The following is a 15,295-nucleotide window of genomic DNA, read 5'->3' as shown; positions in this document are numbered from 1 at the left end:
CGTTCACGGCATGCGGCGCGGCTCAGGCGTCGATCTTCTCCATGACCTCGTCGGTGACGTCGAAGTTGGCGTAGACGTCCTGGACGTCGTCGGAGTCCTCGAGGGCGTCCAGCAGGCGGAAGACCTTCTTGGCGTTGTCCTCGTCCAGCGGGACGGTCACGCTCGGCAGGAACTTGCTCTCGGCCGACTCGTAGTCGATGCCGGCCTCGACCAGCGCGGTGCGGACCGCGACGAGGTCGCCGGCCTCGCTCACGACCTCGAAGTTCTCCTCGTCGAGTTCGTTGACCTCCTCGGCGCCCGCGTCGAGGACGGCCATCATGACGTCGTCCTCGCTGGTGCCCGCCTTGGGGACGATCACGACGCCCTTGCGGGTGAACATGTAGGACACCGAGCCGGGGTCGGCGAGGGAGCCGCCGTTGCGGGTGAGGGCCACCCGGACCTCGGAGGCCGCGCGGTTGCGGTTGTCGGTCAGGCACTCGATCAGCACGGCGACACCGCCCGGGGCGTAGCCCTCGTAGGTGATGTTCTGCCAGTCGGCGCCCCCGGCCTCCTCACCGGCGCCGCGCTTGCGCGCGCGCTCGATGTTGTCGTTGGGGACGGAGTTCTTCTTCGCCTTGTAGATGGCGTCGTAGAGCGTCGGGTTGGCGTCGGGGTCGCCGCCGCCGGTGCGGGCCGCCACCTCGATGTTCTTGATCAGCTTGGCGAAGAGCTTGCCCCGCTTGGCGTCGAGGGCCGCCTTCTTGTGCTTGGTGGTCGCCCATTTGGAATGGCCGGACATTCAGTCAATCCTCCTTGCGCATCGCCCGGCGCACCAGATCGGCGAAGTAGTGGTGCACGCGGAAGTCGCCCGTCAGCTCCGGGTGGAAGGAGGTCGCCATGAGACGACCCTGGCGGACGGCGACGATCCTACCGGCGTTCGGGCCGCTCTCGGCGCGTCCGAGGACCTCGACGGCGTCGCCGACCGACTCCACCCAGGGCGCGCGGATGAAAACGGCGTGGTACGGCGTGTCTCCCATACCGGTCAGCGGGACGGCGGACTCGAAGGAGTCGACCTGCCGCCCGAACGCGTTGCGCCGCACGGTCATGTCGATCCCGCCGATGGTCTCCTGGCCCGCCGCGCCGTCCCGGATCCGGTCCGCCAGCATGATCATGCCGGCGCAGGAGCCGTAGGCGGGCAGGCCCGCCTCGATCCGCTTGCGCAGCGGCTCCAGCAGCTCGAACGCGCGCGCGAGCCGCCACATGGTGGTGGACTCCCCGCCCGGCAGGACGAGCCCGTCGACCTGGTCGAGCTCCTCGGCGCGCCGCACCTTCAGTGTGCGCGCGCCGGCCAGTTCGAGGGCGCGAGCGTGCTCGCGCACGTCGCCCTGGAGGGCGAGGACTCCGATGGTCGGCACTGCAGCAGTCACGTGGGTGAACCTCTCGGGGGTCGCGCGGACGCGGACATGGCGGAGAAACCTGGACGTACTCATAACGCGGCGGGACGTGGTGGATCTTCCGGCGCCCCGCCGCGGCCCGGTGCCCCTTACGCGTGCTTGAAGCGGCGGAGCGGGAGCTCCAGCGGCAGGAAGCCGTCCTTGCCGCGGTCGGCGATGCCGCGGCCGAACATGTGGGCCGCGGCGAGCGCGAGCCCGAACTCCTCGTGGTCGAACGGCAGCGGGACGTCGGGGGCGCCCGCGTCGACGGCCCGCCAGAACGGCTCCTCCGCGGGGAGGCGCTCGCCCTGGTCGACGACGACGCCGTCCTCGGCGGTGACGAACACGTCGCGGCGCAGCTCGCCGGCGTCGTACCAGCGGAACCAGCAGCCGCGGATGACCGTGTGCAGGACCAGCACGCCGCAGGACGCGCCCGGCAGCGCGGCGGCCGCGGTGTCGGCGATCCGGCGGGCGTCGTCGTCGAGGCAGAACAGCCGCCGGTCGCACAGCAGCAGCGCCCGCTCGAACGCGCCGACGAACAGCTCGTCCTCGTACGGCCAGAGCGCGAAGTCCAGGACCGTGTCGCCGGTCTCGGTGAGGGTGGCCGCCGGGTAGAGGCCGCGCGCGATCCGCGCGGCCGCGTCCGGGTCGGGCACGAGGCCCGGCCGGAACACCTCGGTGGGTTCACCCGCGCTCGCGCACGCCAGCGCGACGGACCAAGCCATGCTCTCCCCTCCCGCGGCCGGGCACCGCGCAGGGGCGTGCGGGCTCCGGGGGGCCCGCCCCGGCGACCCGGCCCCTCACCGGCCGCGCCGCCAGCGTAATCCCTCCGGCGCCCCGGCGGGGAGGGGCACCCGGCCTGACCGCCCGGTCATCGGACCGGGCGGCCGGGCGCCGCGGTCAGGCCCGCGCCGGGCGCGTCACCAGCCGCGGTGGGCGAACTTCTGGTCCTCGCCGAGGGAGGCGACGTTGATGCCGACCATGGCGTCGCCGAGGCCGCGGGACACCTTGGCGATCACGCCGGGGTCGTCGTGGAAGGTGGTGGCCTTCACGATCGCCTCGGCGCGCTGCGCCGGGTTGCCGGACTTGAAGATCCCGGAGCCGACGAACACGCCCTCGGCGCCGAGCTGCATCATCATCGCGGCGTCGGCCGGGGTGGCGATGCCGCCGGCGGTGAACAGCACGACGGGCAGCTTTCCGGCCTGCGCGACCTCCTTGACCAGCTCGTACGGCGCCTGCAGCTCCTTGGCGGCGACGTACAGCTCGTCCTCCGCCAGGTTCTGCAGCCGGCGGATCTCCTGCCGGATCTGCCGCATGTGCGTGGTCGCGTTGGAGACGTCGCCGGTGCCGGCCTCGCCCTTGGAGCGGATCATCGCCGCGCCCTCGGTGATGCGGCGCAGCGCCTCGCCGAGGTTGGTGGCGCCGCACACGAACGGGACGGTGAACGCCCACTTGTCGATGTGGTTCTCGTAGTCGGCGGGGGTGAGCACCTCGGACTCGTCGACGTAGTCGACGCCGAGGGCCTGCAGCACCTGCGCCTCGACGAAGTGGCCGATGCGGGCCTTGGCCATCACCGGGATTGACACGGCGCCGATGATCCCATCGATCATGTCGGGGTCGCTCATCCGGGAGATGCCGCCCTCGGTGCGGATGTCGGCGGGGACCCGCTCGAGCGCCATCACGGCGACGGCGCCGGCGTCCTCGGCGATCTTCGCCTGCTCGGGGGTGACGACGTCCATGATCACGCCGCCCTTGAGCATCTCCGCCATGCCGCGCTTGACGCGGGCGGTGCCGGTCTCGGGCGCGTTCTCCGGGGCGGAATTCAAAGTGGACACGGGCATTCCTCACGTGCGCGGACGACAGGTCGCCTTCCATGATATTGCCTGCTCGCGGGCTGTTTCGACGCCCCTGCAGGCCAGGCCAATGGCCGGAAATTGGCCGTTGACCGGCCGCCCGCGGCGCTATGGAATGTGGGGCTTGCCGTCGTTCAGCAGCACCACCCACACCTGCCCCTTGGCGAACGTCATCGGCTTGCCGTCGGCGGTCGTGTAGGTCGTCCCGGAGGTCTCCGAGGGGCGCGACCACTTGGCGTCATAGGCCTTGCCGTCGCGCAGCACGGTGGCGCGGCCGGTGCCCGTCGTCTGGATGAGCGGGGTGTAGCTGCCGAGGAAGTCGTGGAACTTGGAGCGGGTCGTCTTGGCGTACTGGACGACGACCGTGGCCCCGCCGAGGCGTCCGCCTTCGGCCGCGACGTCGGGCTTCCCGCCCCAGCTGGCGAGCCAGCGCTTCTGCTTGGCCGACCACGTGAAGCCCATGGTCGCCGCGGGCCATTTCGCGGTGAACGAACCGGTCGGCTTGCCGCCTTCGGGCGCCGGTCCGAAGCGGAATCCGACGTCGTGGGGCGCGGATGCCTTGGGTGCCTGCTTGAGCAGGGCCTTCGGGTCGCCGTAGAGGTTGTAGGGGATCCGCTTCGCGCTGGAGCGGGAGTAGGCGGAACCGGCGTTCTCCTGTGAGATGTCGTACACCGGTGCCTTGCGGATGTACTTCTTCATCTTGCTCTGCACGCCGGAGAACGCGAAGGCGGGATGCCCGAACTGCGGGAGGATGTGCAGGTCGGAGATGCGGGCGCTGCGGACGGGTCCGACGCGCTTCGGCAGCTTGGACGAGTACACCGCCATCAGCCGGGTCTCGCCGCCCTCGACCTGCTCGACGTAGACGATGTCGGCGGCCGACACCCCGGCCTGCGGCAGCGCGGGCTCGGTGTTCTCGATCTTCACGGCGAGGACGGGGTTCGTCAGCCCCGCGGTGCCGCCGGTGAAGGGGTGCGTCGTCGGGGCCGGGCTCCCGGACTCCGCGCCGCCGTGGGCGCTCGGCGGTGCGGCACCGCTCGATCCGTGCGAGTCCGAGCAGGCCGCGAGGGCCGCGCCGAGCACGGCGACGCCGAGTCCCGCGGCCGCCCGTCCCCGTGCCGTCCTGTGCCACGCGTGTCGCATAACCCTCCCTTTGCGGCGATCTGCCCGAGGGTAGCGAACCGAAATGGTGCGTTCGCCCGGTCCGCTGTACGCGGCGGCCCGCCCGCGGCGATCACCAGGGCGGCGCGGGCGCCGGGAGGTCAGATGCCGGGCGGGTCGTCGTCGATCTCGAAGAAGTCCGGCAGCGCCGCGCGGCCCGCCAGCGGCAGGACGCGGATCAGCGGCTTGCGGCGCGCGGCCCGCGCCTGCGCCACGGCGTCGTTGTAGAAGCGGCGGGCGTAGGCGACCTTCACCGCCGACGACGACAGCTCCTCCAGCACGTCGGTGCCGCCGCTCCCCTCCCCCGCGACCGTGCCGGCGAAGTCCGGCTGGTCGGCGACGGCCCGCAGCGCGCGGGACAGATCGCTCTCGGCGAACTCGCGGTCGTCGGCGTCCGCGGTCCGCGCCTCGTGCGCCGCGGTGGCCAGCACCAGGCTCGCCGCCGGGTCCAGCAGCCGGGACGCGGCCAGCTCCAGCGCGGCGGCGGCCCGCCTGACCAGCGCGGCGTCCAGCGCGGCGCGGGCGGTCTCGACGCGGACGTGCAGCCGGTCCAGCCGGGTGGCGCGCCACGACACGTACACCCCGACGAGGAACACGACGGCGACCCAGAACAGCACGTCGATGATCCAGTCGTAGAGCATCGGGCCGTTCCTCAGGCGCCCGGGCCGGACTCGACGACGCCCGCGCCCGCGTAGGAGACCGTCTCGTAGACCCGCAGCACGTCGCGGGCCACCGACGACCAGTCGTAGGCGCGGACGGCCGCGCGGGCCTCCGCGGACAGCTGCTTGCGCCGGGCCGGGTCGTCCAGCAGCGCCTCGGCCGCGGCGGCGAGGGCCTCGTGGTCGCCGACCGGGAACAGCACTCCGGCGCGGCCGCCGAGCAGCACCCGGTCGAACGCCTCGATGCCGCTGGCGAGGATCGGGGCGCCCGCCGACATCGCCTCGGCGAGCACGATGCCGAAGCTCTCGCCGCCGAGGTTGGGCGCGACGAACGCGTCCACCGAGTGGTAGGCGCGGATCTTGTCCTCCTCGCTGACCATCCCGAGCACGATCACCCGGTCGCGCAGCTCCGGGGAGACGCGCGCGGCCACGTCGTCGGCGTCGCCGGGCCCGGCGAGCAGCAGCCGCAGCCCGGGGCGGCGGCGCCCGAGGACCTCGAACGCGCGCAGCAGCACCGGCAGGCCCTTGCGCGGCTCGTCCATCCGGCCGAGGAAGCCGAGCGCCTCCGGCCCGCCCGCGCCGCGCGGCGCGCCGGCGCGCCCCGGCCAGCCCGGCAGCGGCGCGGCCATCGCGTACCGCTCGGTCGCGACCCCGTTCGGGATCAGCACCGCGTCGCCGCCGAGGTGCTCGACCAGGCTGGTGCGGGCCGCCTCGGACACCGCGATCCGGCCGTTGATCTTCTCCAGCGCGCTGCGCAGGATCGGCGCGGTCACCGACAGCGCGCGGGACCGCTCGTAGGAGGCGTGGAAGGTGCCGACGATCGGGCCGTCGGCCGCCCAGCAGGCCAGCAGGCCGAGCGACGGCGCGGCCGGCTCGTGCACGTGCAGGACGTCGAACCCGCCCTCGTTGATCCAGCGGCGCACCCGCGCCGAGGACAGGAACCCGAACGCCAGCCGCGCCACCGAGCCGTTGTAGGGGACGGGGACGGCGCGCCCCGCGGACACCGCGTAGGGCGGCAGGTCGGCGTCGTCGTCGGCGGGCGTCATCACCGACACCCGGTGCCCGAGCGCGGTCAGCGCCCCGGCGAGGTCGCGGATGTGCTGCTGGACGCCGCCCGGCACGTTCCAGGTGTAGGGGCAGACGATGCCGACGTTCACGGGGACGCCCCGCCCGGCCCGGCCGGGCCGAGGTCGTCCACCCAGACCTTCTGCAGCATGTGCCAGTCCTGCGGGTGGGCGGCGATGCCCGCCTCGAAGACCCGCGCGATGTCCTGCGTCATGGTCTGGATCTTCTCCCGCCTGGCGCCCTCGTCCGGGACCGGGACCTCCTCGTGGACCCGCGCCGCCCAGTACTTCCCCTCGTACCAGAGTGTCACGGGAATCAGGGCGGCGCCCGTCTGGACGGCCAGCGCGGCGGAGACGGCGGGCATCCGCGCGGTGGCGCCGAAGAACTCCACGTCGACGCCGCTCGCGGTGAGGTCGCGGTCGACGACCAGGCAGACGGGCCGCCCGGCGCGCAGCCGCTGCGCGAGCCGGCCGAACGCGGACGCGCCGGTGTGCGCGAGGACCTCCATGCCGAGGCTCTCGCGGAACTCCACGAACCGGTCGAACAGCGACTCGGGCCGGAGCCGCTCGGCGACGGTGGTGAAGGGGTGCCCGCAGGCGGCGAGCCAGGCGCCGGCGTGCTCGTAGTTGCCCATGTGCGGCAGCGCGAGGATCACGCCGCGGCCGGCCTCGAGGTTCGCGAAGATCTTCTTCTCGCCGGTGACCCGCATCCGGCCGACGATCCGGTCCCGGCCGTACTCCGGCAGCCGGAAGACCTCCAGCCAGTAGCGGGCGTAGGAGCGCAGCACCCGCTTGCCGAGCACGCGGACCTCGTCGTCCACCGCGGGCTTGCCGAGGACGCGGCACAGGTTGCGCTCCAGCTGCCGGACGCCGGCGCCGTTCGCCTGCCAGGCGCGGTCGGCGACCGCGGTGAACACCAGCCGGGCGGCGCCCTCGGGCATCTTGCGGACGACGGTCCAGCCGAGCGCGTAGGCGGCGTCCATCACCTCGTCGCGCAGCGACGCGGGCGCGGAGCCGCCGGCTGGCGCGGTCACGGGCACGGCTCCCTCCTGGGCGCGGCCTTGCGTCGGCGCGGCCCGGTCACGGGTACGGCGTTCGGCGGGGCGGGGTCACCGGCGCGGCTGCGGGCCGGCCTTCGCGTGCGCCTTCTCGCCGTTCTCCTCGTCCTCTTCGTTCCCCGCGGCGGACGCTCCGGACCCGGCGGCGGGGCCGGACGCCCGTCCCGGCGCGGCGGGCTTCGGCGCCGGGTCGTTCTTGGCCTGGGCGTAGACCGTCGCGAACCGCTGCCCGACCGTGACGGTGCTGAGCACCGCCAGCACCCAGAGCGCGACCGCGAGGACGTACGGCACGCCGAGGCCGTCGAGGCCGGCCGCCACCAGGGCGACGATCAGGCGTTCGGCGCGCTCGGCGATGCCCACGTTGCAGGTGTACCCGAGGCCCTCGGCGCGCGCCTTCGCATAGGACACGACGACCCCGGCGACCAGGCAGAACAGGGCGACGCCGGCGAGCGTGCGCTGGCCGTCGCGGTACAGCCCGATCATCAGCCCGGAGAAGATCGCCGCGTCCGCGACCCGGTCCATCGTGGAGTCCAGGAACGCGCCGAACTTGGAGATCTTGCCGGTGACCCGGGCGACCGCGCCGTCCAGCATGTCGAACAGCACGAAGGCGGTGATCACCATCGTGCCCCAGAAGAACTCCCCGCGCGGGAACAGCACGAGCGCGCCGGCGGCGACGCCCGCGGTGCCGATCACGGTGATGGCGTTGGGCGACACCCCGGTCCGCGCGACCGTCCGTCCGATGGGCGTCAGGACGCGCCCCAGCGCGGGCCTGATTCTGTTGAGCATCGCCGTCCGTTCTCCTGCTGCCGGGTGAAGGGCCGCCGGCATCGGCCAGGGGGCCGCCGTTGGCGCGCCCAATCGTAGTGCCGCCGCCGACCGGACGCGGTCAGGGCGGGGTTTGCCGCCCCGCGCGGCGGACAGAAGCAGGTTGTTTGCCGTTCACCCCTTGTGATCCCGCCGCGCACGGGAAAGGGTGTTGACACGGGTGTGACGTCGGTCACGCACGTTGGACGAGGACGCCGCACTCGGACGTCAGGGCCGGGCCCTCCGGGGCCGGGCCCCAGCCGACGCGGGCCCCCGCGAGGAGGCCCGTCCGAGGAGGTAGTCATGGCGGACAAGGGAGGACACCCGGGAGCCCCCGGCAGGGCACCGGAGGCCGGCGGGTGCGACAAGGTGCGCAACGTCGCGCTGGTCGGCCATTCGGGGGCGGGCAAGACCACGCTCGTGGAGGCGCTGCTGACCGCGGCGGGCACGCTGCAGCGGGCCGGCCGGGTCGAGGAGGGCAGTACGGTCAGCGACTTCGACGACGTCGAGGTCCGCCAGCAGCGCTCGGTCAACCTCGCGCTCGCCCCGCTCACGCACGGCGACATCAAGGTCAACCTGATCGACACCCCCGGCTACGCCGACTTCGTCGGCGACCTGCGGGCCGGGCTGCGCGCCGCCGACGCGGCGCTGTTCGTCATCTCGGCGGTGGACGGGATCGACGGCCTCACCCGGATGCTGTGGGACGAGTGCGCCCGCGTCGGGATGCCCCGCGCGGTCGTCATCACCAAGATCGACCAGCAGCGCGGCGACTTCGACGACGTGGTGCTGAGCTGCCAGGACGCCTTCGGCGAGGGCGTGCTGCCGCTGTACTTCCCGGCGGCGGGCGGCGACGGGCTGAAGGGCCTGGTCGGGCTGCTGACGCAGCGCTGCCTGGACTACTCGACCGGCGAGCGCGCCGAGTGCGCGCCCGACCCGCGGTACCTGGAGCAGATCTCCGAGCAGCGCGCGTCGCTGATCGAGGGGATCATCCAGGAGAGCGAGGACGAGACCCTCATGGACCGGTACCTGTCCGGTGAGGAGATCGACGTCAAGGCGCTCATCGAGGACCTGGAGACCGCGGTGGCGCGCGGCAGCTTCTACCCGGTGCTCGCCACGTCGGTGCCGCACGGCGACCACCCCGGGCCGGTCGTCGGGATGCTGGAGCTGCTGGAGGTCATCACCCAGGCGTTCCCCTCGCCCCTCGAACACGGCATCCCGCCCGTCACCCCCGCCAAGGGCGGGCCGCCGAAGGAGATCCGCTGCGACCCCGAGGGGCCGCTGGTCGCCGAGGTCGTCAAGACCACGTCCGACCCGTACGTCGGGCGGATCTCGCTGGTCCGGGTGTTCTCCGGGACGCTGCGTCCCGACATGACGGTGCACGTGTCCGGGCACGGGATGGCCGAGCGCGGGCACGAGGACCACGACGTCGACGAACGGGTGGGCGCCCTCACCTCCCCGCTCGGCAAGACGCAGCGGACCGTCGCCTCCTGCGGCGCCGGGGACGTCTGCGCGGTGGCGAAGCTGTCGCGCGCCGAGACCGGCGACACGCTGTCCGACCCGTCGGCGCCGATGGTGATGGCGCCGTGGACGATGCCGGACCCGCTGCTCCCGGTGGCGATCCGCGCCCAGTCCAAGGCCGACGAGGACAAGCTCAGCCAGGCGCTCGGCCGGCTCGTCGCCGAGGACCCGACGCTGCGGCTGGAGAACAACGCCGAGACCCGGCAGCTGGTGCTGTGGTGCATGGGCGAGGCGCACGCCGACGTGCTGATCGACCGGCTCAGCGCCCGGTACGGCGTCGAGGTGGAGCGGGTCGAGCTGCGGGTGCCGCTGCGCGAGACGTTCGGCGGGTCCGCCAAGGGCCTCGGCCGGCACGTCAAGCAGTCCGGTGGCCACGGCCAGTACGGCATCTGCCACATCGAGGTGGAGCCGCTGCCGTCCGGCGAGGGCTTCGAGTTCGTCGACAAGATCGTCGGCGGGGTGGTGCCGCGGCAGTTCATCCCGTCGGTCGAGAAGGGCGTCCGGCAGCAGATGGAGCGGGGCGTGTCCGCCGGGTACCCGCTGGTCGACATCAAGGTGACGCTGCACGACGGCAAGGCGCACTCGGTGGACTCCTCCGACATGGCCTTCCAGGCCGCGGGCGCGGCCGCGCTGAAGGACGCCGCCGGGCAGGTGCCGGTGCTGCTGCTGGAGCCGGTGGACGAGGTGTCCGTGCTGATCGCCGACGAGTACGTCGGGCCGGTGATGTCCGACCTCACCTCGCGGCGCGGCCGGGTGCTCGGCTCGCAGGCGGTCCAGGGCGGCCGCACGATGATCAAGGCGGAGGTGCCGCAGCTGGAGATCGTCCGGTACGCGATCGACCTGCGGTCGATGTCGCAGGGCACCGGCACGTTCGACCGGACGTTCCTGCGGTACGAGCCGCTCCCCTCGCATCTGGCGGACAAGGTCGCGGCCGCCGAGGCGGTGCACGACTAGGGCGCGGCGGGCGGGGGCGGGTGCCGGCCCGCCCCCGCCCTTGGTCCTGCCGGGACACCCTTGTTGATCCTTCCGGAGTCGTCCAACTGGCGCCGCCGCCTCATCCCTGAGGGTGACTCCGAATTCGGCATCTCGGGCGATGGCGGGCGGTTCCCGGCGTGAAACTCTTACTCCGCCATGAACGACACGGGGGAAGACCGGCGGCCGGCCCGGCCCGGGCGCCGCACCATGATCCGGGGCCTCGGCCTCGCGGCCGGGGGGCTGCTCGCCGCCGGCGCCGGGTTCGCCGGCGAGCAGGCCTGGCGCAGGGAGGACCCGCCGACTCCGGCGTCCGCCGCGTCCGTCGACTCCTGGGAGCCGCCCGACCGGCAGGTCGACGTCGTCTGGGCGGTGAACACCCGGCGCCGGCTGGTCGCGCTGACCTTCGACGACGGGCCGATGGAGCACTGGACGCCGCACGCGCTCGACGCGCTCGACGCGGCGAAGGTGCCGGCGACGTTCTTCATGGTCGGCAGCCGACTCGCCCGCAACGCCCACCTCGTCGAGGGCCGGCTGGGCCGGCACGAGGTCGGCAACCACACCTGGAAGCACGACGACCTGTCGAAGATGAGCCTCGCGCACGCCTACCGCTCCATCCACCGCACGCACGAGGCGATCGAGCGGGTCACCGGGCGCGCCCCGACGCTGCTGCGGCCGCCGTGGGGCCGGCTCGGCGGCACCACCCTGCACGTCGCCGCGCAGCACCGCTACGACCTGGTGCTGTGGTCGCTGCTGGTGCAGGACCGGCGGCTCAGCCGCGAACCGGAGCAGATGGTCGCCGCCGTCGTCGACAACGCCCGGCCCGGGACCATCGTCCTCGCCCACGACGTCGGCGCCGCCAGCCGGGAGACCGCGATCGCGCAACTGCCCGCCGTCATCCGGGGGCTGCGGGGCCGTGGTTTCGACTTCGTCACGGTGTCGCAGCTGCGACAGGCCGCGCTCTAGGCTTGCCCGGTGAACCCCCCTGTCCTCCGCCTGAGCGCCCGCGCACGGCTCTGGCGGTCCCTCGCGGGCGTGGCCTTCGTCGGCGCACTGCTGTTCACCAGCGCGTTCGGTGACAACGACGACTTCCCCATCGGGCCGATGACGCAGTTCGCGTTCTCTGTGAAGAACGACGGCGGGACGATCGGCTCGTACTGGCTGGAGGCCGACACCGCCGAGGGCCGGCACGTCGAGCTGTCCCGGGACGCCGTCGGAACCGGCATGAAGCGCGCCGAGATCGAGGGGCAGATGGACCGCATCGCCCATGACCCGTCGCTGCTGCAGGGCATCGCGGAGGGGCAGCACCGGCTGCACCCCGGCGACCCCAGGCTCACGAGGATCTACGTCGTGGAGGAGATCAAGAGGCTGGAGCACGGCAAGGTCGTGTCGACCAGGCGCGTCAACCGCGTCGTCTGGGACGTGCGGTGACCGCCGCCGCGACGCCGGAGGCGCCCCGGCCCGTCCGGCCCGCCGAGCCCGCGCCCGGCGCCGCCCGCACCCCGTGGGGCCGCTGGTGGTTCGGCCCGGTGCCGCGGGCCCGGATCGCGTGGCTGCGGATCCTCGGGTACGTGTTCCTGCCGTTCGACATGCTGCTGCTGACCAGCAGCTCGCTGGCGCACGCCCGGCTGCCCGCCGACCTGTACCGCCCGGTGCTGCTCGGCCGGCTGCTGCACCTGCCCGCGCCGACGCCCGCCGCGATGTACACGCTGCTGGCCGTGACGCTCGCGTCCGGGTTCGTCGCGGCGACGGGACGGTTCCTGCCGCGGCTGACCGGCTACGTCTGCGCCTGCGGGTACCTGTGGTGGGTCACGATCAGCATGTCGTACGGGAAGGTCGACCACGACCATCTCGCGCTCGTCGTGGCGCTGTTCGTGCTGCCGAGCGTCGGACGCGCCCGGATCGACGACGAGCGGGGGTGCGAGTCGTCCGCGTGGGCGGCGCGCTGCGTCCAACTGTCGGTGGTGGCCGCCTACTTCCTGTCCATGTGGGCGAAGGTGAAGATCGGCGGGTTCCCCGAGTGGCCGAACGGGGCGACGGTGCAGTGGGCGCTGAGCCGGCGCGGGACCGCGTTCGGGCGCAGCCTCATCGGCTACCCGCTGCTGCTGAAGGCCAGCCAGTGGTTCATGATCACGGCGGAGGCGGTCTCGCCCGCGCTGCTGTTCCTGCGCGGCCGCCCGCTGTACCTGTTCGTGCTGTTCTTCGCGGGGTTCCACGCCGTCACGTACGCGCTGATGAGCATCCACTTCCTGCCGCACGCGATCTGGCTGGCGGCGTTCCTGCCGCTGGAGCGGCTGACCGGCAGGCTGCCCGCGCGGCTCCGCCGGGCCCTCGGCGGCCGCGCGGACGCGGCCGCCGCCGCTCCCGCGGCGGCCTGATCCGGCGCCCGGGCGGTCAGCCCTGGGCGCCGGGCCGCTGCGCGGCGGGCAGCATGCAGGCGGCCGTACCGCCCGGCATCCGCTGCCGGTTGTTCGCGACGAGCCGGTACACGGCGTGCGCGAGCCAGCTCACCGGCGGCGTCCGCATGACGACGCCCGGGACGCGCCAGAGCCCGCCGGCGGCGGTCAGCAGCCGCCCGATCGCCTCCGCGCCGCCGCTGACCCGTCCGGTCCGGTCGACCCACAGCACCTCGTGCCCGGCCCGCTCGGCCGTCGTGCCGAGCGCGGCGAGGTCGGTGAACTGGAACGCGACGACCTCGGCGTCCACGGGCACCCGGCGTTCCAGGAACCGCACCGAGGCGGTGCAGAACCCGCAGTCGCCGTCGTAGACCAGCACCGGCCGCTCGCGTCGCGTCATGCCGCCCATCATGCCCCTCCCGCCGTCCTCGCGTGCCCTCGCGCGCCCTCGCCCCGGCCCTGCCCTGGCCTCAGTCCTGCGGCCAGGCGTCGGCGAGAATCTGCCGGGTGTCGCGCAGCAGCTGCGGCAGCACCCGCGTATGCCCGACGACCGGCATGAAGTTGGTGTCGCCGCCCCACCGCGGCACCACGTGCTGGTGCAGGTGGGCGGCGATGCCCGCGCCGGCGACCAGGCCGAGGTTCATGCCGACGTTGAACCCCTGCGCGCCGCTGGCCTTGCGCAGCGCGGCGAGCGAGCGCCGGGTGAAGACGGCCAGCTCGGTGTACTCCGCCTCGTCGAGATCGCCGTAGTCGGCGACGTGCCGGTACGGGACGACCATGAGGTGCCCGGAGTTGTAGGGGTAGAGGTTGAGGACGGTGAACACCGACGTGCCGCGGGCGACGACGAGGCCCTCCTCGTCGGTCATCGCCGGGATCTCGCAGAACGGGCAGCCCTCCCCGGCCCCCGGGCCGGTGGGCTTGTTCTCGCCCTTGATGTAGGCCATCCGGTGCGGGGTCCAGAGCCGCTGGAAGTTGTCGGGCGTTCCCGCGCCGCCCCTCTCCTCCTCGAGGCGGGACGGGGACTCCGCTGCGCCCGCGCCGGACGCCTCGTCGCGCCCCTGCTGCTCCACGGGCTTCTCCGGCTCTGCGGTCAAGGCGGCGGTCTCCTTTTGTTCACGGCCTGACCAGCAGCATAGAGAGACGCGCGCGCCGGCACGTACCCGGGATGCCCCGCGCGGGCGGACGCACCCGCGCGGGGCGGCGTGACGGATCACCGGTCTCTCCGCCACCATGGGTCGTCCAGCCGACAGTGGGAGCGATCATGACCGAGCTCGACAAGGGCCGCGCCGGGGACGGCGCCGAACCGCGCCCGGGGGCGGGGTCGCCGTTCTTCCCCGGGGCGCCCGGTCTGCCGGGCCCGGTGCCGCCGCAGGGCGCGCCGCTGCCCGCACCGCCCGCCGCTGCCCCGTCCGCCGCATCCCCGTCCGCCGCGGCCCCGCACGACATCGCGTCGCACGGCACCGCCTCGCCGGGAGCCGCTCCGGCGCCGCCGGCCGGCGCGGCGCCGCACGTGGAGGGGCGGATCACGGTCGGCGACGAGGTGGCCGAGAAGGTCGCCGCGCTCGCCGCGCTGGAGGTCGGCGGGGTCGCCGCGCTCGGCTCGGGGGTGCGGGTCCGGTCCGCCGGCGACGCGGTGACGGTCGACGTCGGCATCGCCGTCGAGTACGGGCACGCGATCATGGACGTGGCGGCGGCGGTGCAGGCCGGCGTCGCGCGGATGAGCGGGCTGATGCTCGGCGCGCGGGTCGCCGCGGTCAACGTGGCGGTGGAGGACGTCCGGCCTCAGGCGGGACGCGCGTAGCAGTTCTGCATGGCGACGCCGACCGACACGGTCGTCACCTTCACCCGCTGCACGAGCCGCGCGGGGACCTTCTTGAACCGGAACGTGTGCGGCCTGCCGCCCGACACGGTGGTCTGCTGCGCCTGCGGGGCGTGCCCCTTGATCGACAGCTCGGCGCGGATCGCGCCGCTGGACGACACGGTGATCGTGACGTCGACGCTCCCGCCCGCGGCGCGGTAGAACGCCGTCCCTTGGGGGCACCAGCCGGTGCCGCCGGCGCCGTTCTGGTCGGGGATCTGCATGCCGCCGCCGCCCTGGCCGCCGGACGGGTAGGGCGTGGCGCCGCCGGTCTGCGGGACGGGGTTGGACGGGGTCACCGGCTGCCCGGTCGCGCCGGGAACGGTGCCCTGCCCGGCCGTGGGCGACGCGCCGGGGCCCTCCGCGCCCGCGGCGCCGGAACCGCCCTTGTGCTTGTCGAGCAGCGGGACCAGCAGCACCACGACGGCGGCGGCCACCAGGAGCGCGGCGCCGCCGTAGCCGGCGATCCGGCCCCAGACCGAGCGCGTCCGCCGCGGCCCCCGCCGCCGCGGCCTCGTGGGCTTCATCTCGCTCGTCTCCCCG

The 15,295-nt window shown here is 73.8% G+C and carries 17 protein-coding genes; 5 read left to right on the top strand and 12 right to left on the bottom strand.

Annotated features, from left to right (window positions below; all coding sequences use genetic code 11):
- Window positions 1–22: 22 nt before the first annotated feature.
- The 9 genes from J4709_RS39750 to pgsA form a co-directional block, all read right to left on the bottom strand.
- On the bottom strand, window positions 23–778 hold the full coding sequence (locus J4709_RS39750) for a YebC/PmpR family DNA-binding transcriptional regulator (protein WP_208249483.1): 756 nt from the start codon (window positions 776–778) through the stop codon (window positions 23–25).
- A gap of 4 nt (window positions 779–782) precedes the next feature.
- Window positions 783–1,406 (bottom strand): pyridoxal 5'-phosphate synthase glutaminase subunit PdxT, encoded by a 624-nt coding sequence (gene pdxT / locus J4709_RS39745; RefSeq protein WP_307801965.1) that lies wholly within the window; start codon window positions 1,404–1,406, stop codon window positions 783–785.
- Window positions 1,407–1,522: 116 nt separating this feature from the next.
- Window positions 1,523–2,137 (bottom strand): DUF6928 family protein, encoded by a 615-nt coding sequence (locus J4709_RS39740; protein ID WP_208249481.1) that lies wholly within the window; start codon window positions 2,135–2,137, stop codon window positions 1,523–1,525.
- A gap of 195 nt (window positions 2,138–2,332) precedes the next feature.
- Window positions 2,333–3,253 (bottom strand): pyridoxal 5'-phosphate synthase lyase subunit PdxS, encoded by a 921-nt coding sequence (gene pdxS / locus J4709_RS39735; protein ID WP_208249478.1) that lies wholly within the window; start codon window positions 3,251–3,253, stop codon window positions 2,333–2,335.
- A 120-nt stretch (window positions 3,254–3,373) separates the two neighbouring features.
- The gene (locus tag J4709_RS39730) at window positions 3,374–4,405 is read right to left on the bottom strand and encodes a DUF3048 domain-containing protein (protein WP_208249476.1); all 1,032 of its coding nucleotides are present in this window, start codon (window positions 4,403–4,405) and stop codon (window positions 3,374–3,376) included.
- Window positions 4,406–4,524: 119 nt separating this feature from the next.
- The gene (locus J4709_RS39725; RefSeq protein WP_208249475.1) at window positions 4,525–5,064 is read right to left on the bottom strand and encodes a LemA family protein; all 540 of its coding nucleotides are present in this window, start codon (window positions 5,062–5,064) and stop codon (window positions 4,525–4,527) included.
- Window positions 5,065–5,075: 11 nt separating this feature from the next.
- Entirely contained in the window at window positions 5,076–6,239 is a 1,164-nt protein-coding gene (locus tag J4709_RS39720; protein WP_208249473.1) for a glycosyltransferase family 4 protein, read from the bottom strand.
- Window positions 6,236–7,180 (bottom strand): phosphatidylinositol mannoside acyltransferase, encoded by a 945-nt coding sequence (locus J4709_RS39715; protein WP_307801963.1) that lies wholly within the window; start codon window positions 7,178–7,180, stop codon window positions 6,236–6,238. The genes J4709_RS39720 and J4709_RS39715 overlap by 4 nt, the downstream gene beginning before the upstream one ends.
- Before the next feature lie 75 nt (window positions 7,181–7,255).
- On the bottom strand, window positions 7,256–7,990 hold the full coding sequence (gene pgsA, locus J4709_RS39710) for a phosphatidylinositol phosphate synthase (protein ID WP_208249471.1): 735 nt from the start codon (window positions 7,988–7,990) through the stop codon (window positions 7,256–7,258).
- A gap of 321 nt (window positions 7,991–8,311) precedes the next feature.
- On the opposite strand from pgsA, the gene J4709_RS39705 reads away from it, so the two are divergent.
- The 4 genes from J4709_RS39705 (at window position 8,312) to J4709_RS39690 (ending at window position 12,876) form a co-directional block, all read left to right on the top strand.
- Window positions 8,312–10,480: an elongation factor G-like protein EF-G2 gene (locus J4709_RS39705; protein ID WP_208249469.1), complete on the top strand. Its 2,169-nt coding sequence runs from the start codon at window positions 8,312–8,314 to the stop codon at window positions 10,478–10,480.
- 177 nt (window positions 10,481–10,657) lie between these two features.
- Window positions 10,658–11,464, top strand: coding sequence for a polysaccharide deacetylase family protein (locus J4709_RS39700; protein WP_208249467.1), 807 nt, complete (start codon window positions 10,658–10,660; stop codon window positions 11,462–11,464).
- A 9-nt stretch (window positions 11,465–11,473) separates the two neighbouring features.
- Window positions 11,474–11,929, top strand: coding sequence for a hypothetical protein (locus J4709_RS39695; RefSeq protein WP_208249458.1), 456 nt, complete (start codon window positions 11,474–11,476; stop codon window positions 11,927–11,929).
- Window positions 11,926–12,876, top strand: coding sequence for a hypothetical protein (locus tag J4709_RS39690; RefSeq protein WP_208249456.1), 951 nt, complete (start codon window positions 11,926–11,928; stop codon window positions 12,874–12,876). Before J4709_RS39695 ends, J4709_RS39690 begins: the two co-directional genes overlap by 4 nt.
- A gap of 16 nt (window positions 12,877–12,892) precedes the next feature.
- Here J4709_RS39690 and J4709_RS39685 read toward each other — a convergent pair whose 3' ends face one another.
- Both J4709_RS39685 and J4709_RS39680 read right to left on the bottom strand, forming a co-directional pair.
- The gene (locus J4709_RS39685) at window positions 12,893–13,294 is read right to left on the bottom strand and encodes a thiol-disulfide oxidoreductase DCC family protein (RefSeq protein WP_208249455.1); all 402 of its coding nucleotides are present in this window, start codon (window positions 13,292–13,294) and stop codon (window positions 12,893–12,895) included.
- A 70-nt stretch (window positions 13,295–13,364) separates the two neighbouring features.
- Window positions 13,365–13,988, bottom strand: a complete 624-nt coding sequence (locus tag J4709_RS39680) for an HIT family protein (protein WP_232384753.1) — start codon at window positions 13,986–13,988, stop codon at window positions 13,365–13,367.
- 167 nt (window positions 13,989–14,155) lie between these two features.
- Between J4709_RS39680 and J4709_RS39675 the strand changes: the two genes are divergently transcribed.
- Window positions 14,156–14,695: an Asp23/Gls24 family envelope stress response protein gene (locus tag J4709_RS39675; RefSeq protein WP_208249453.1), complete on the top strand. Its 540-nt coding sequence runs from the start codon at window positions 14,156–14,158 to the stop codon at window positions 14,693–14,695.
- On the opposite strand, the gene J4709_RS39670 is transcribed toward J4709_RS39675, so the two are convergent.
- Window positions 14,677–15,279 (bottom strand): hypothetical protein, encoded by a 603-nt coding sequence (locus J4709_RS39670; protein WP_208249451.1) that lies wholly within the window; start codon window positions 15,277–15,279, stop codon window positions 14,677–14,679. The genes J4709_RS39675 and J4709_RS39670 overlap by 19 nt on opposite strands.
- Window positions 15,280–15,295: the final 16 nt, after the last annotated feature.

Origin of the sequence: Actinomadura violacea (assembly GCF_017573465.1) — a bacterium.
GTDB lineage: Bacteria > Actinomycetota > Actinomycetes > Streptosporangiales > Streptosporangiaceae > Spirillospora > Spirillospora violacea.
The sequence above is the reverse complement of the archived record's forward strand: the minus strand, read 5'-3'. Positions and strand labels throughout refer to the sequence as shown.

Bases quoted from the DNA above. Each gene is read 5' to 3' on its own strand.
- J4709_RS39750 (WP_208249483.1), bottom strand. From the start codon at position 778: ATGTCCGGCCATTCCAAATGGGCGACCACCAAGCACAAGAAGGCGGCC.
- J4709_RS39740 (WP_208249481.1), bottom strand. From the start codon at position 2,137: ATGGCTTGGTCCGTCGCGCTGGCGTGCGCGAGCGCGGGTGAACCCACC.
- pdxS (WP_208249478.1), bottom strand. From the start codon at position 3,253: ATGCCCGTGTCCACTTTGAATTCCGCCCCGGAGAACGCGCCCGAGACC.
- J4709_RS39730 (WP_208249476.1), bottom strand. From the start codon at position 4,405: ATGCGACACGCGTGGCACAGGACGGCACGGGGACGGGCGGCCGCGGGA.
- J4709_RS39725 (WP_208249475.1), bottom strand. From the start codon at position 5,064: ATGCTCTACGACTGGATCATCGACGTGCTGTTCTGGGTCGCCGTCGTG.
- pgsA (WP_208249471.1), bottom strand. From the start codon at position 7,990: ATGCTCAACAGAATCAGGCCCGCGCTGGGGCGCGTCCTGACGCCCATC.
- J4709_RS39705 (WP_208249469.1), top strand. From the start codon at position 8,312: ATGGCGGACAAGGGAGGACACCCGGGAGCCCCCGGCAGGGCACCGGAG.
- J4709_RS39700 (WP_208249467.1), top strand. From the start codon at position 10,658: ATGAACGACACGGGGGAAGACCGGCGGCCGGCCCGGCCCGGGCGCCGC.
- J4709_RS39685 (WP_208249455.1), bottom strand. From the start codon at position 13,294: ATGACGCGACGCGAGCGGCCGGTGCTGGTCTACGACGGCGACTGCGGG.
- J4709_RS39675 (WP_208249453.1), top strand. From the start codon at position 14,156: ATGACCGAGCTCGACAAGGGCCGCGCCGGGGACGGCGCCGAACCGCGC.
- J4709_RS39670 (WP_208249451.1), bottom strand. From the start codon at position 15,279: ATGAAGCCCACGAGGCCGCGGCGGCGGGGGCCGCGGCGGACGCGCTCG.